This is a genomic window from Cohnella sp. 56 (assembly GCF_037963805.1).
GTDB lineage: Bacteria > Bacillota > Bacilli > Paenibacillales > Paenibacillaceae > Cohnella.
In genome coordinates, this window is sequence record NZ_JAZDQE010000007.1 from 307298 (window position 1) to 323417 (window position 16120).

General features: G+C 58.3%; 13 protein-coding genes and 1 pseudogene. 8 read left to right on the forward strand and 6 right to left on the reverse strand.

Features of this window, described 5'->3' with window-relative positions:
• Positions 1-24 precede the first annotated feature (24 nt).
• The 5 genes and pseudogenes from mnmE to rpmH form a co-directional block, all read right to left on the reverse strand.
• Positions 25-1401, reverse strand: coding sequence for a tRNA uridine-5-carboxymethylaminomethyl(34) synthesis GTPase MnmE (gene mnmE, locus VQ071_RS15080; RefSeq protein WP_340514879.1), 1377 nt, complete (start codon positions 1399-1401; stop codon positions 25-27).
• A gap of 105 nt (positions 1402-1506) precedes the next feature.
• On the reverse strand, positions 1507-2124 hold the full coding sequence (gene jag, locus VQ071_RS15085) for an RNA-binding cell elongation regulator Jag/EloR (RefSeq protein WP_340514880.1): 618 nt from the start codon (positions 2122-2124) through the stop codon (positions 1507-1509).
• On the reverse strand, positions 2048-2866 hold the full coding sequence (locus VQ071_RS15090; RefSeq protein WP_340514906.1) for a YidC/Oxa1 family membrane protein insertase: 819 nt from the start codon (positions 2864-2866) through the stop codon (positions 2048-2050). Before VQ071_RS15090 ends, jag begins: the two co-directional genes overlap by 77 nt.
• Positions 2867-3157: 291 nt before the next feature.
• Positions 3158-3499 (reverse strand): annotated as a pseudogene (gene rnpA / locus VQ071_RS15095) (ribonuclease P protein component); the annotation flags it as partial.
• A 94-nt stretch (positions 3500-3593) separates the two neighbouring features.
• The gene (rpmH, locus tag VQ071_RS15100) at positions 3594-3728 is read right to left on the reverse strand and encodes a 50S ribosomal protein L34 (protein ID WP_340514881.1); all 135 of its coding nucleotides are present in this window, start codon (positions 3726-3728) and stop codon (positions 3594-3596) included.
• 476 nt (positions 3729-4204) lie between these two features.
• On the opposite strand from rpmH, the gene dnaA reads away from it, so the two are divergent.
• From dnaA to gyrB, 6 genes are all read left to right on the forward strand, one after another.
• Positions 4205-5557, forward strand: coding sequence for a chromosomal replication initiator protein DnaA (gene dnaA / locus VQ071_RS15105; RefSeq protein WP_340514882.1), 1353 nt, complete (start codon positions 4205-4207; stop codon positions 5555-5557).
• A 202-nt stretch (positions 5558-5759) separates the two neighbouring features.
• Positions 5760-6902 (forward strand): DNA polymerase III subunit beta, encoded by a 1143-nt coding sequence (gene dnaN, locus VQ071_RS15110; RefSeq protein ID WP_340514884.1) that lies wholly within the window; start codon positions 5760-5762, stop codon positions 6900-6902.
• A 10-nt stretch (positions 6903-6912) separates the two neighbouring features.
• Positions 6913-7131, forward strand: a complete 219-nt coding sequence (gene yaaA, locus VQ071_RS15115) for a S4 domain-containing protein YaaA (RefSeq protein ID WP_340514886.1) — start codon at positions 6913-6915, stop codon at positions 7129-7131.
• A 67-nt stretch (positions 7132-7198) separates the two neighbouring features.
• The gene (recF, locus tag VQ071_RS15120; RefSeq protein ID WP_340514888.1) at positions 7199-8317 is read left to right on the forward strand and encodes a DNA replication/repair protein RecF; all 1119 of its coding nucleotides are present in this window, start codon (positions 7199-7201) and stop codon (positions 8315-8317) included.
• A gap of 27 nt (positions 8318-8344) precedes the next feature.
• Complete coding sequence (gene remB / locus VQ071_RS15125) at positions 8345-8593, forward strand: extracellular matrix regulator RemB (protein WP_090116868.1); 249 nt, start codon at positions 8345-8347, stop codon at positions 8591-8593.
• A gap of 36 nt (positions 8594-8629) precedes the next feature.
• Entirely contained in the window at positions 8630-10546 is a 1917-nt protein-coding gene (gyrB, locus tag VQ071_RS15130) for a DNA topoisomerase (ATP-hydrolyzing) subunit B (protein ID WP_340514890.1), read from the forward strand.
• Between the two features lie 48 nt (positions 10547-10594).
• Here gyrB and VQ071_RS15135 read toward each other — a convergent pair whose 3' ends face one another.
• Entirely contained in the window at positions 10595-11404 is an 810-nt protein-coding gene (locus VQ071_RS15135; protein WP_340514891.1) for a YheC/YheD family protein, read from the reverse strand.
• A gap of 133 nt (positions 11405-11537) precedes the next feature.
• Between VQ071_RS15135 and gyrA the strand changes: the two genes are divergently transcribed.
• Positions 11538-14042 (forward strand): DNA gyrase subunit A, encoded by a 2505-nt coding sequence (gene gyrA, locus VQ071_RS15140; RefSeq protein ID WP_340514893.1) that lies wholly within the window; start codon positions 11538-11540, stop codon positions 14040-14042.
• Between the two features lie 29 nt (positions 14043-14071).
• Positions 14072-15136, forward strand: a complete 1065-nt coding sequence (locus tag VQ071_RS15145) for an HD-GYP domain-containing protein (RefSeq protein WP_340514894.1) — start codon at positions 14072-14074, stop codon at positions 15134-15136.
• Positions 15137-16120: the final 984 nt, after the last annotated feature.

Here is a 16120-nt window from a genome sequence, read left to right on the forward strand (position 1 = left end):
ACTCCTTAATGTGAATGTAAATATTTATTTGCCTAAGCAGAATTTAGAAAATATCTGATCGAGCAGCGATTCGGAAGCCGTGTCGCCCACAATCTCACCGAGCGACTCCCATGCCGCCGCGATGTCGATCTGGATCAGATCGACCGGCAGCCCTTGCTCTGCGCCCTCGATCGCGTCTCCCAGCGAACGCGCCGCTGCGTGAAGCAGGGCGATGTGGCGCACGTTGCTCACATACGTCACATCCGCGGATTCGATCCCGCCGCTCAGGAACAATCTGGAGACGGCGCGCTCCAGATCCTCCAGTCCCTCGCCTTCCTTGGCCGACAGCGTGACGATCCGCTCCGGCGGATACAGTCCGCGGATCTCCTGCTCCTCCAGCTGCGCATCCAGGTCCATCTTGTTCAGGATGACGATGGCCGGGCGATCTCTCAGCTCCGCGAGCAGCCGCCTCTCCTCCTCGTGCAGCGACTCGCTGCGGCTCAGCACGAGCAAGATCAGATCCGCGTCGCCGAGCGCACCGCGGGACCTCTCCACGCCGATCCGCTCGACGACATCCTCCGTCTCGCGGATGCCCGCCGTATCGAGCAGCCGCAGCGGAATGCCCGACAGCGTCACCGACTCCTCGACGATATCGCGCGTCGTACCCGGTATATCGGTCACGATCGCGCGATTCTCCTTGACCAGCGCATTCAGCAGCGAAGACTTGCCCGCATTCGGTCTGCCGACGATGGCCGTCACGATGCCTTCGCGCAGCACCTTGCCCTCCGCCGCAGTCCGCAGCAGCGTCTCCACCTGCCGGAGCACCGCGCCGCAATGCTCTCGGATGACGCCTGCCGTCACCTCGGCGACGTCATGCTCCGGATAATCGATATTGACCTCGACATGCGCGAGCAGCTCGATCAGCTGCTCCTTCAGCGGCACGAGCCGCTTCGACAGCGCACCCTCCGCCTGCTTGCGCGCGACCTGAAAGGCGCGCGTGGACTTCGACCGGATCAGGTCGATGACCGCCTCTGCCTGCGCAAGATCGATCCGGCCGTTCAGGAAGGCGCGCTTGGTGAATTCGCCAGGCTCGGCCATCCGGACGCCGCTGCGCACAATGAGCTCCAGCACGGACTGCACGGCGACGATGCCGCCATGCGTACTGATCTCCACCACATCCTCGGCTGTGAAGGAGCGCGGCCCCCGCATCACGGTGACGAGCACCTCGTCGAGCACGCTCCCGCTCTCCGGATCGCGAATCCACCCATAGTGAACGGTATGCGTCGACACCCGCCGCAAGTCCTCCCGCGACTTGAACAGCGGCGCCACCTTGTCTATCGCTTCCGGTCCGCTCACGCGAACGACGGCGATGCTGCCCTCACCGAGCGCCGTCGCCACCGCCGCAATCGTATCCTCGTTCATATTGTTCCCTCATTTAACGGTATGCTGATAAAATCCCCGTAACCTGCCATAAACAAAAAACGCAATGGTTGCTTGCATCTGCAAGCCATTGCGCTTCACATTCATTCACTTGATAGCAATGACGACGCAGCGGTTCGGTTCATCGCCTTGACTGTACGTACGGACATGGGGGTGACCCTGGAGCTTCGCGTGGATGATCTTGCGCTCGGAGGCGCTCATCGGCTCGAGCACGATGTCCTTCCTCGTGCGCACTGCGCGCTGCGCCATCCGCTCGGACAGCGACTCGAGCGTCTGCCGCCGGCGCTGCCGGAACTGCTCGGCATCGAGCACGATGCGCAGATGACGGTCGGAATGCCGGTTCGCGACGATGTTGGCCAGATACTGAAGCGCGTCGAGCGTCTGCCCTCTGCGACCGATCAGCATGCCGAGATTCGAGCCGGTCAGATTGATCGATACTTCGTCCGATCCGTCGTCCCGCTCGATCTCGACGGTCGAATGCATGGCGTCGGTGACTTCGCGGAGAAAAGCGACCGCATGATCGATGCCGTCCGGCAGCAGCTCAAGCTGCACCCGGGCTTCCTTGGCGCCGATCAGCCCGAACAGCCCCTTGCTGGGCTGCTCGAGCACGGTTACCTTGACGCGATCCTCACTTACCCCGAGAGTGGCGAGGCTTTTTCTTACCGCTTCCTCCACCGACTTTCCGGTTGCTTCGACCTTTTTCATCTGCGATGGCCTCCTTGCCGTTGCCTTGCGGCTCGGCTTTGCGTCCATACATGAAATAGTTCTGCGTGATCGTGTAGATATTGCTATAGATCCAGTACAGCGGGAGCGCGGCCGGGAACGACAGCGCCATGACGAAGATCAGCACCGGGAAGATCAGCATCAGGCCCTTCATCGCGCCCATCTGCTGCGGCTGCTGCGACTGCATCATCTTCGATTGAACGAAGGTGGTCAGCGCGGCGATGACCGGGAGAATGTAGAACTTGTCCGGCTTGCCAAGCTGGAGCCACAGGAATGTATGCTCGTAAACGTTGGCGTTGACGGTAATGGCGCGATACAGCGCGATGAAGATCGGCATCTGGATAATCAGCGGGAAGCAGCCGGCCAGCGGGTTGACCTGATGCTCCTGGTAGAGCTTCATCATCTCTTCCTGCTGCTTGCGGGTGTCGTCCTTGTACTTCTCGCGAATTTCCTTCATCTGCGGCTGCAGCTTCTGCATTGCCTTCGTACTCTTGTACTGCTTGATCATGAGCGGCAGGATGATCGTCCGGACGATGATCACGAGCAGCAAAATTGCGAGGCCGTATTCGCCTCCGAAAAACTTGGCGAACTTGTCCAGCATGAGCGAGAACCAGTAAACGACGTTGCTATCCCACCAGCCGTGGCTATCGGCGAGATCTTGAGTTGTCTTCCTCGTTGAAGGCGGCGTACAGCCCGACAGGAAGACCATCAAGGTGACCAGCATGCCGGAGACCAGCCATAATTTGCGATTGCGCAACAACAAACCTCAAAACTCCCCTCTAAAATAACTCCACCGGGTGGAGCTGTGACTTCGAAGCCGATTCGGGAAACGTGCCAACGAACTCGCCGTCCCCGAATCGAGGGGCTGATCCGTTTAATTTCTAAGCAAACACAAGTCAACTATACCATAAGATTATTAGCAATGAAAAGCGCGCGGGGCGCCGCTTCGCGTCTTCGGCCTGCCTCCGCCGGACCCTGTCCGGGGCGGCCTGCCATCCTGCGGCGGAGGCGGCGTCGAGCCCTTGATCAGGCCGGCCTTGCGCAGCACGTGAAGCACGCTTCTCTCCATCTCTATATAAGGAAGCGCGAGCGCGGGCTTGCGCACGATCAGAATCAAATCCGTGCCTTCCACGATACGGGACCCGTTGTGCCGCACGATCTCCTTGATCATGCGCCGCATCCGGTTGCGCACGACGGCGCCGCCCAGCTTGCTGCTCACGGAGATGCCCAGACGGTACTGGCCCGGCTCCGGCTTGCGCCGCCAGTAGACGACGAACTGCGAATTCGCGAACGACCTGCCTTGCCTATAGATTCGGCTGAAGTCCTCTTTGTTCCTCAGCCGCAGCTTTCTCTCCATCCTCATCCCTCGTCGCCGGAGCGGATTGCGCCTATATATGGAGGCGGAAAAACGTATATACATGAAAAAAGACCACCTGACGTGGTCTTTATCCTTAAGCGGACAGTACTTTGCGGCCTTTTTGGCGGCGAGCGGCGAGAACCTTGCGTCCGTTCTTCGAGCTCATCCGGCTGCGGAATCCGTGTACCTTTTTGCGCTTGCTGACGTTCGGCTTAAATGTCGGTCCCACTTCTTGATACCTCCTTACAAAAAGAACTCATATGTCCATTCATTAAACCATAAGCGGGCTCCAAAGTCAACGAAATCAACGGCGGACCGAATCGGAAGATATTCACATGTGCATAAAAAGGGAGAGAAAAAAGACTCATATCTGAATTTGTCGAAACTCCGCACAGAATATCAACAATATCTTGTGTTGTGCACAGAATTCATCCACAAGTTATTGAAAATGTGGATAACAGGGCGAAATCCGTTGAACTGAGCGGGTTCTTCTGCTATGATAATCTCACCCATCCGACGTGGATAACGAAAGATACACCCCATATTATTAACAGCCTGTGTATAAATCTGTGAACAAAATCCCTTCTTATGGACATCTCGCTAAAGAATAAAGAGGAATTGTGTGGATAACTTGTTGCAAAGGACATCCTTCGACATCGCCGCCCTCCCTCTTGTCCGCTTGACGGGTTAAAGGAGTGACTCCATGTGGACAGCCGCAATCACGAGATCTGGCAGCAGGTCTTGTCGGTCATCCAGACAAAATTAAGCAAACCGAGTTACGATACGTGGTTCAAAGCCACCAAAGCGAGCTTCCTTAATGACGAGACCGTTGTTGTAACTGCTCCCACCACCTTTGCGGCGGAATGGCTGGAGAACAGATACAAGAAGCTCGTCTCTTCGACGCTCTCCGATTATTTGAACCATCCGGTAGAGGTCCGCTTCGCGATCGAGGAGTTCCGGCCGCCCGAACCGCCCGCAGCGTTCCCGGCCGTACCGGTGATCAAGAACGCGGGACCCGAAGAGCCCGTCGGTCATATGCTCAATCCGAAGTACACATTCGATACATTCGTCATCGGCGCCGGCAACCGGTTCGCGCATGCCGCTTCGCTCGCGGTCGCCGAAGCGCCGGCCAAGGCTTACAACCCGCTTTTCCTCTATGGAGGCGTCGGACTCGGCAAGACTCACCTGATGCACGCCATCGGCCATTACATTTTGGAACATAATCCGTCTTCGAAGGTGCTCTACATATCTTCCGAGAAGTTCACCAACGAATTCATCAACGCGATCCGGGACAACCGCGGCGAGAGCTTCCGCAACAAGTACCGGAATATTGACGTGCTGCTGATCGACGATATTCAGTTCCTGGCAGGCAAGGACGGCACGCAGGAGGAGTTTTTCCACACCTTCAACGCGCTGCACGAGGAGAGCAAGCAGATCATCATCTCCAGTGACCGCACGCCCAAGGAGATTCCGACGCTCGAGGAGCGCCTGCGATCCCGCTTCGAGTGGGGCCTCATCACGGACATCCAGCCGCCGGACCTGGAGACGCGCATCGCCATTCTCCGCAAGAAGGCGAAGGCGGAGAATCTGGACATACCGAACGAAGCGATGGTGTACATCGCCAACATGATCGATTCGAACATTCGCGAGCTTGAGGGCGCGCTGATCCGGATCGTCGCCTATTCGTCGCTGACGAACCAGGACGTCTCCACGCATCTGGCGGCGGAGGCGCTCAAGGACATTTTGCCGACCGGCCGCAACCGTCTCATCACCATTCAGGATATCCAGCAGCGCGTGGGCGAGTTCTACGGGCTCAAGCTGGAGGACTTCAAGGCGCGCAAGCGGACCAAGGCCGTCGCCTTCCCGCGTCAGATCGCCATGTATCTGTCACGCGAACTGACGGACTATTCGCTGCCCAAGATCGGGGACAACTTCGGCGGTAGAGACCATACGACCGTTATCCATGCGCACGAGAAGATCAGCCAGCAGCTGAAGGTCGACGCCGAGCTGTACAAGATCGTCGGCAGTCTGACAGAGAAGATCAAGAATCTGGTCTGAACGCGGATCGTGCGTTATCCACTGTGGACAATCCCATCGCTTTTTTAACGTGAATAACGATCAGACCTATGCACAACTCATGCACATGTGGATAGGTCGTCGTTTTCGCCTTTTTTGGCCTTATCCACATATTCAGGGCCCCTACTACTACGACTATCTTTTTTAGACCATACCATTAAGGCGAATAGACGAGGTGAATCCGTTGAAATTGACGATATTGCGCACGGAGCTGAACGAGGCCGTTCAAAACGTATCTAAGGCGGTATCCGCACGAAGCACCATTCCAATCTTGAGCGGCATCAAGATCGACGTGACCGATCGCGGGGTCACGCTGACCGCCAGCGATACCGATATTTCCATCCAGCACTTTATCCCGCTCGAATCGGCCAGCAAGACGGTCGTCAAGGTCGAACGTCCGGGCAGCGTCGTGCTGACTGCCAAGTTTTTTGTAGAGATCGTCAAAAAGCTGCCGCATGAGGAAGTCCACCTTGAAGTCGGCGAACGCTTCCAAACGCTCATTCATTCCGGAGCAACCGATATCCAGCTCGTCGGTCTCGATCCCGAAGAATTCCCGGTGCTGCCTGTATTGGAGGAAGACCGCGTCTTCTCCATTCCCGGCGATCTGCTCCGCTCGATGATCCGGCAGACGGTATTCGCCGTCACAACGAACGAATCGACCCCGATTCTGACGGGCGTGCTGTGGAGCCTTCAAGAAGGCGTGCTCAAGTTCGTGGCAACCGACCGGCACCGCCTCGCTACCTGCAAGACCAACATCGATGCGGATCCGGCGCTCAAGTTCGGCGGCGTCGTCATCTCGGGCAAGACGCTCAGCGAGCTGTCCAAGATCATTCCCGACCAGAACACGCTCGTCGATATCGTCGTCGCCGACAACCAGGTGCTGTTCAAGCTCGGAGAAGTGCTGTTCTTCTCGCGGATGCTCGACGGTGCTTATCCCGATACTTCCAAGATTATTCCGGGCCAGTTCAAAACAGAACTCGTCCTGAACACAAAATCGCTCAGCGACGCAATCGACCGGGCTTACCTGCTCTCGCGCGAAGAAAAGACGAACATCGTGCGCCTGCTGACGACGGATGACGGCAATATCGAGATCAACTCCAGCTCCTCCGAGCTCGGACGCGTACAGGAGCATCTGGACGTGACGGATTTGACCGGCGAGCCCCTGCGCATCGCCTTCAACTCGAAGTATATGCTCGACGTGCTCAAGGTTGTGGACAGCGAACAGCTGTACATCGGCTTCAACGGCTCCATGAGCCCGATCATCTTCAAGCCGCGCGATCACGAGAACAGCCTGCATCTCATCCTCCCTTACCGGACGACGAATTGAGGCGCCAGCGATGAAGGAAATCGAGATCACGACCGAATATATCCAGCTGCAGCAGATGCTCAAGCTGGGCGACTGCATCGGCTCGGGCGGCGAAGTGAAGCACTTCCTGCAGGAGACCGAGGTACTCGTTAACGGAGAAAAGGAAAATCGCCGCGGACGCAAGCTTCGTCCCGGCGACGTCATCGAAGTGGCTGGCTGCGGCAGCTTCGTCGTCCGCACCAAGTCGTAGTCTGCGCAGGGACAGCCGTCTATGGCACGAGCCAAGCGTCCCTGACAGACCAGAGAGGAAGTCCCGCATGCAGCTGAACAAGATCGCACTGCATGGCTACCGCAACTTCGGCGAACTGTCGCTTGCGACGGCCGCAGGCGTCAACATCATCATCGGGCCCAACGCGCAGGGCAAGACGAATCTGCTCGAAGCGATTCACGTCCTCGCCCTGACCAAGTCGCACCGTACCGCCAAGGACCGCGAGCTGATCGGCTGGAACGAGTCGTCCGCCCGCATCGAGGCCGAGATCGAGCGCAAGCTCGGCAAGGTCACGCTCGAGCTGCAGCTGTCCGCCCAAGGCAAGAAGGCCAAGATCAACGGCCTCGAGCAGCGCAAGCTCAGTGCCTTCGTCGGGACGGTCAACGTCGTGCTGTTCGCGCCCGAGGACCTCGATATCGTCAAAGGCGCTCCGGGCATCCGCCGCCGGTTCATGGACATGGAGATCGGCCAGGTGCACCCCGCCTATCTGCATGACTCTCTCCAGTACCAGCGGATTCTGCAGCAGCGCAACAATTACCTCAAATCGACCGATGCCTCCAGAGCCTCCGCGGAGATGCTCGACGTATGGAACGAACAATTGTCCGCATCGGGTGTTAAAATGATGCAGAGAAGGCAAAACTTTATTTATAAGCTGCAAGGCTGGGCGGAGAAGATCCACGACGGCATCACCGGAGGCAAGGAATCGCTGACCGTCGTCTACAAGCCCTCTCTCTCCATGGAGGATGGGGCCTCGGCCCAAGATCAATCTTCTTTATTGCAGCAATTTATGTTAAAGTTATCACAAGGCAAGGAACAGGAATTCCGCCGCGGTACGACGCTGATCGGACCGCATCGGGACGATTTGGCGTTTGCCATCAATGGCCGCGACGTCCAGACGTTCGGATCTCAGGGCCAGCAGCGCACGGCCGCGCTGTCGCTGAAGCTGGCGGAGCTGGAGCTCATGCGCGAGGAGATCGGAGAGTATCCGCTGCTCCTGCTCGATGATGTCTTGTCCGAGCTTGACCAGGAGCGGCAGACGCAGCTCATCGAGACGTTCCAGAACCGCGTTCAGACGTTCATCACGACGACGGGCCTCGAGAGCGTGAATATGAGCAGGCTGAAGGACGCCGCCATCTATCACGTCCGCGGCGGCACCGTGCTGCCCTAAGCGGCAGGGAATGTGGAGGGTCAACGTATGTACATTCATCTGGGCGGGGAGAAAATCGTCCGGACCTCGCAGCTCGTCGCGATCTTCGATATCTCGATCGAGCAGTCCTCGAAGCTGTCCAGGCAGTTCGTGGCGCAGGCCCGGAAAAACCGAATCGTGGAGACGATCGGCGAGGAGGATCCGAAGTCTATCGTCGTCACCGAAGAGAGAGTGTACTATTCGCCCATATCGTCTTCTACCCTCAAGAAGCGGGCGCATCATCTGGTCGACCTGTAGAAGCAGCGCGTCAACGTAAAGAAGGCGGTGGAAGAGTTGTCCGTTAATTCGCAGCAGAATACTTACGACGAGAGTCAGATACAGGTGCTCGAAGGATTGGAGGCCGTCCGCAAGCGTCCCGGCATGTACATCGGGTCGACCAGCGGCAAGGGTCTCCATCACCTTGTCTGGGAGGTCGTCGACAACAGCATCGACGAAGCGCTCGCAGGCTATTGTACCCGTGTCGACGTCATCATACATGAAGACAACAGCGTGACCGTCATCGACAATGGCCGGGGCATCCCGGTCGGCGAGAACGTCAAGCTGAAGAAGTCGACTCTCGAGGTCGTCATGACCGTCCTGCATGCCGGCGGCAAGTTCGGCGGCGAAGGGTACAAGGTGTCCGGCGGCCTGCACGGCGTCGGCATCTCGGTCGTGAACGCGCTGTCCGAATGGGTCAGCGTCACCGTCAAGCGGGACGGCAAGATTCATCAGCAGGAGTATCGCCGCGGCGCGCCGCAGTACGATCTCAAGGTCGTCGGCGAGACCGAGGATACCGGCACGCAGACGCGCTTCAAGCCGGATCCCGAGATTTTCACCGAGACGACGGTGTTCGAATACGATGTGCTCGTCGGACGGATCCGCGAGCTGGCGTTCCTGAACAAAGGCATCCACCTGACGCTCACCGACGAGCGGTCGGGCATGCACGATTCGTTCAAGTACGACGGCGGGATCAAGGAGTTCGTGCAGTATCTGAACCGCACGCGCGAGGTGCTGCACGAGCAGCCGATCTACGTCGAGGGCACGAGAGAAGCCATCGCGGTCGAGATCGCCATGCAGTACAATGACGGCTACACGGAGAACATCTATTCGTTCGCCAACAATATCAACACGCACGAGGGCGGTACGCACGAATCCGGCTTCAAGAGCGCGCTCACGCGTATCGTCAACGACTATGCGCGCAAGATGGGCTTCGTGAAGGAGAACGAGTCCAACCTGACTGGCGACGATTGCCGCGAGGGTCTGACCGCGATCATCTCCGTCAAGATTCCCGAGCCGCAGTTCGAAGGCCAGACGAAGACCAAGCTCGGCAACAGCGAGGCGCGCGGCATCGTCGAGTCGCTGTTCGCGGACAAGCTGCTCGAGTTCATGGGCGAGAATCCGGCCGTGGCGCGCAAGGTCGTGGACAAGTCGCTGCAGGCGTCCCGCGCACGCGAGGCGGCGCGCAAGGCGCGCGAGCTGACCCGCCGCAAGGGCGCGCTCGAAGTGAGCTCGCTGCCCGGCAAGCTCGCGGACTGCTCGTCCAAGGACGCCGCGATCAGCGAGCTGTACATCGTCGAAGGCGACTCCGCAGGCGGCTCGGCCAAGCAAGGCCGCGATCGTCACTTCCAGGCGATCCTGCCGCTGCGGGGCAAGATTCTGAACGTCGAAAAGGCGCGTCTGGACAAGATTCTGTCCAATGCGGAGATCCGAGCGATCATCACGGCGCTCGGCACCGGCATCGGCGACGACTTCGATATCGCCAAGGCGCGGTACCACAAGATCATCATCATGACCGACGCCGACGTCGACGGCGCGCATATCCGTACGCTGCTCCTCACCTTCTTCTACCGGTACATGCGCAACCTGATCGAGGAGGGCTACGTCTACATCGCGCAGCCGCCGCTCTTCAAGATCGAGCGCAACAAGGTCGTGCGCTACGCCCAGTCCGAAGCGGAGCGCAACGAGATCATCGCCGAGTTCGGCGAGGGCGCCAAGGTCAACGTGCAGCGGTACAAAGGTCTCGGCGAGATGAACGCCGACCAGCTCTGGGAGACGACGATGGACCCGGACAGCCGTACGATGCTCCAGGTCCGGATCGAGGACGCGATCAGAGCCGATCTGATCTTCGATACGCTGATGGGCGACAGCGTCGAGCCGCGGCGGGACTTTATCCATCAGTACGCCAGATACGTCAAGAATCTGGACGTCTGAGTCCTACGGCACCCGCCGGCGCAGTCATGCGCTTGGCGGGTGCTTTTGCTATCGGGCGCGTCGCGTACGCCTGCGCGGTGAACCGGCCGACCGGCGCGCAGTGTGCCGCGCATACGCGGCGGCGTATCTGCGGATTCTGCGGTAGACGCTGCGGTCCGGCAGCCTGAGGAAAATATAAGGGTCGGGCTTCGTATTGACCTCGAGAATCCAAGGCTTGAGATCCGTTCCGACCGCGACGTCGACGCCGATTTCTTTGAGCCCCGGGTAGCGCCGGTCCAGCGTCTCGGCGACATCGACGCCGAGCTTGGCGAGCTTGTGCCGGTAAGCGTCGACCGTCAATCCTGCGGCGGCGAGATGCGCCTTCATGAGCGCATCCATCGGCATCGGGGTGCCGCCGGCATGGTAGTTGGTCACGATCTTGCGCGGATGGGCGAGCCGGCCGATGATGCCGGTCGTCTCCCAGCGGCCGGCCGGGTTCATCTGGACCATCACGCGAAAGTCAAAGCGCCGCCCTCGATGCTTCAGCAGCTCGATGCCCTGCTGCGCCACATAGGGACGGGGACGCTTCATGGCGAGCAGGGCTGCGTATGCCGCCTCGAAGTCCGAATCGCGCCGCTGATGCTCTCCGGCTTGGAGCAAGTAAGCTTCTTCGGCCCCTTCCGCACGGGCCGCTCGGATGACGCCTTGACCGAAGGTGCCGTTCACCGGTTTTACATAGATCATCCCGTATTTGGCCAGCATCTCGCGGACCGTATCCGGTCCGAACTTGCGGGTGTCCGGTACGCTGTTCCGCAGTTCGGGATCGGACAGGAGGGCTTCGGTTTTCGCCCATTTGCTGCTGATGCGCCTGATCGGCATCGGCGTTCAAGCCACCTTTCCCGTCCGTAATATGGTATAATGGTTTTATTCATTCTTTTTAATTTATGACGCTTCTGCCATGGGTGACCATGGCGATATGACTATAGTGAAGTGATGTTGAAGGAGGATCAGCATGGCCGAAGAACAGCGTTCCCCTCTTCGCGACCGCGATATCGGCGTAGAGATGCGGGAATCGTTCATGGATTACGCAATGAGCATCATCGTCAGCCGTGCGCTGCCCGACGTGAGAGACGGGCTGAAGCCGGTGCTTCGCCGTATTCTGTACGGGATGTCGGAGCTCGGCATGTCGCCGGACAAGCCGTTCAAGAAGTCCGCGCGTATCGTCGGCGACGTCATGGGCAAGTATCACCCGCACGGTGACTCCTCCATCTACCAGACGATGGTTCGGATGGCGCAGGATTTCTCGCTCCGGTATATGCTGGTCGAGGGGCATGGCAACTTCGGTTCGATCGACGGAGATATGGCTGCCGCCATGCGTTATACGGAGTCCCGTCTGTCCAAGATCGCGATGGAGATGCTGCGCGATATCAACAAGGAGACCGTCGACTTCGTCCCGAACTACGACGGCGAGGAGCAGGAGCCGGACGTGCTGCCTGCACGCTTCCCGAATCTGCTCGTCAACGGCACCACCGGGATCGCGGTCGGCATGGCCACCAACATCCCGCCGCACAACCTGACGGAGGTCATCAACGGCACGCAAGCGCTGATCAAGAATCCGGATCTGACGCCGCTCGATCTGATGGAGTACATCACGGGTCCCGACTTCCCGACTGCAGGATTTATTCTGGGCAGGCAGGGCATCCGGCAGGCCTACTCCACGGGACGCGGCTCGGTCACGATGCGCGCGCGCGCCGAGATCGAGGAGAACGGCGGCAAGGCACGCATCATCGTACACGAGCTGCCGTACCAGGTCGTCAAGGCGCGTCTCGTAGAGAAGATTGCCGAGCTCGTGCGGGACAAGCGGATCGAGGGCATCACCGACCTGCGGGACGAGTCCGACCGCAACGGCATGCGGATCGTCATTGAGCTGCGCCGCGACGTCAACCCGAGCGTGGTGCTGAACAATCTGTACAAGCAGACCGCGATGCAATCGACGTTCGGCATCAACATGCTGGCGATCGTGAACAAGGAGCCGAAGGTGCTGAACCTTCGCGACATGCTCCATTACTATATTCAGCATCAGATTGAGGTCATTCGGCGCAGAACCGAATACGATCTGAAAAAAGCGCAGGCGCGCGCTCACATCCTCGAAGGCTTGCGCATCGCGCTCGATCATCTGGATGAGGTCATCGCGCTGATCCGCGCCTCGCAGACGACCGAGCAGGCACGCGAAGGCTTGATCACGCGGTTCGGACTGTCTCATGACCAGGCGCAGGCTATCCTTGAGATGCGTCTGCAGCGCCTCACCGGACTCGAGCGCGAGAAGATCGAGCAGGAGTACCAGGAGCTGATGCTCAAGATCGCCGAATATCAGGCGATTCTGGCCGATGAAGGTCTCGTGCTGGAGATCATCCACGACGAGCTTGAAGAAATCAAGCAAAAGTACGGCGACGACCGCCGCACGGAGATTACGTCCAGCGATGAGGAGATTCTCGACGAGGACCTCATTCCGCGCGAGGATGTCATCATTTCGATGACCCATACCGGCTATATCAAGCGCCTGCCCGTATCGACTTATCGCAGCCAGCGCAGGGGCGGCCGGGGTGTCGTGGGCATGGACACCAAGGACGACGACTTCATCGAGCGTCTGTTCGTCTCCAACACGCATCACTTCCTGCTGTTCTTCACGAACAAGGGACGTGTGTTCCGGCTCAAGGCATACGAGATTCCGGATCTGAGCCGAACCGCGCGGGGCACGCCGATCATCAACCTGATTCAGATCGAACAGGGAGAGACGATCAATGCAGTCATCCCGGTCGCCTCGTTCGAACCGAACCAGTATCTGTTCTTCGCGACCAAATGCGGCATCGTGAAGAAGACGCCGCTCGACGACTACGCGAATATCCGCAAGGTCGGCTTGATCGCGATCCTGCTCCGCGAAGACGACGATCTGATCGGCGTCAAGCTGACGGACGGCAGCCGTGAAGTCGTCATGGGGACGTCGCAGGGCATGTCGATCCGTTTCTCCGAGGAAGACGTACGCTCGATGGGCCGTTCTTCGACCGGCGTGAAGGGCATCCAGCTCGACGAAGGCGACTCGGTCATCGACATGGACATCGTCGATCCGGAGCAGACGGTGCTGATCGTCACCTCCAAGGGGTACGGCAAGCGGACGCCGCTCAGCGAATACCGCACCCAGACACGGGGCGGCAAGGGCATCAAGACGCTCAACGTCACCGACAAGAACGGTGTGATCGTGAGCCTCAAGGTCGTACAGGACGACGAGGATCTGATGATCATGACCTCGGGCGGCACGCTGATTCGTATGAGTATGTCCACGATCAATACGATGGGACGGATCACGCAAGGCGTCAAGCTGATTAACATCAAGGACGAGGATTCCGTTGCGACAGTAGCCCGAGCGCCGCGCAATGAAGAGGAAGACGACGATGTCGGCGAGTCGGAGGGCACCGCGTCCGAGGACGTCTCATCCGAGCCGGCCGGGGACTCCGAATAATGGACGCGAACTAGAGGGAGGAAGACGTCGTGGCTGTGCTGCCAGTAACGCAAGTACAGACAGGAGACCAATTGCTGCGCGAAGTGCAGACGACCTTCGGTAACTTGTTGTTCCCTGAAGGCCGTACGCTTAGCGGACGCGATCTGGAGATCCTCCAGGCGTTCCTCATCCCGGAAGCGGACATTAAGCGGGCGGGTCTCGAGGAGTCGGATCTGACGGAGTCCGAGGAGGACAAGGACAAGGGTCTGCCGTTATCCTCGCTCCATCAGAGCTTCCTCAAGCTGGAGAAGCTGCTGAAGCATACATTTCATATGATGGGGCCCGGCCAGAAGCTCCCGGTGTTCGAGATCCGCGGCGGCCTCAAGGACCTGCTGGACCATGTCGAGGACTACCATGTACTGACCTTCGTGCCGCCGCATGATCCGTCCATGGAGGGATGGATCCGCGGCAGCGTGCTGACTGCGCTGACGGCCTATCAGCTCGCGCGCTGGATGAAGCTGCCCGACAAGGATTGGGTACCCGTAGCGCTGGCAGGATTGCTGCACGATATCGGCAATGCGCGCATCGATTCGGCCATCCTGCGCAAACCGGGCAGGCTGACGGCCGAAGAGCTGAGCGAGATGCGTCAGCATACCGTCTACGGGTACAAGCTCCTCGAAGGCGTGACCTCGCTGAATCAAGGGATCATTCTGACCGCGTTGCAGCACCATGAGCGGATTGACGGTAGCGGATATCCGATGAAGGCAATCGGCGACAAGATTCACCCCTATGCCAAGATCGTGGCGATCGCGGATATGTACCATGCCATGACGTCCGCGCGAACCTACCGTACGGCGCAGTCGCCGTACGTCGTGCTGGAGCAGCTGCAGAAGGAAGCGTTCGGCAAGCTGGACCCGTTTATGATCCAATGCTTCATCGAGCGCAATACGCAGTTTCACAACGGTATGCTCGTACAGCTGAACGATAATCGCGTCGGAGAGATCGTATTCACCGATCGCGCACAGCCGACGCGGCCGATGGTCTCGATCTTCGGCGATATCGTGAATCTGGCCAAAGAGCGCAACCTATATATTACGGCCGTATACTCCTCCTGAGAGCGGCCATAGCAGAGACCGGATGGCGACGTTGCCATCCGGTTTCTCTATGTTACAGCTGGGCGCCGTTTGGACGGCATCCCTTTCGGTCAGGAGCGGGGCACCGCTCGAACGTTGTTTCTTTCGCGCAGGGGGAGTTGGCTTTTGGATCAATTGTGTGGCATCCCTCTTGATCAGGGAAGAAGGGTTATATGACGTTTGAACGGTATCCCTTTAGATCAGGAAAGAAGGGCTGTATGACGTTTGAACGGTATCCCTCTTGATCAGGGAAGAAGGGCTGTATGACGTTTGAAGGATATCCCTTTTGATCAGGAAGGGAGGGCTGTATGACGTTTGAACGGTATCCCCTTCGATCAGGAAGGGAGGGCAATAAGACGTTTAAACAGTATCCCTTTCGATCAGGAGAGGGTGAGAGCCACCTTTTGTATGATACCACCTATAAGTCTGGAGACCGGTGCATAGGAGTGGTATACCTTTTAGTCAGGAAGCCCGGCAAAACACTATGCTATTTGACCATGTCCCGTTCGGGCAGAGTATCAGTGCTCTTGCGCTAGCTCCCCTGTTCAAGCCGCCTTTTCCTGACTCAAGGGGATACCGTTCAAACGACAAATAACCTATATATAGAGAGTTCGAAGGACAGTAGAAGCCGGCAAAAAAACAAATCAAAATTCTTTTCAAAAAGGTGTTGCAATCCCCTAGGCGGCTGTGATATATTATTCAAGTCGCCGCTGAGAGGCCGCCGAGAACGAGGCCAAAAGCGAAGACAAGATTGCTCCTTGAAAACTGAACATCGAGCGTTAAAACAAACGGACGCTGAAGCCTTTCGGGGTGGAAGCAAAAGTTATACCAGCATTATCATGAGCAAGTCGAACTACCCTGGTGCGTTTGACTGTCGTCGTTTCTAACGAAACGTCTTTCGTCAAAAGCACTTTTATGGAGAGTTTGATCCTGGCTCAGGACGAACGCTGGCGGCGTGCCTAATAC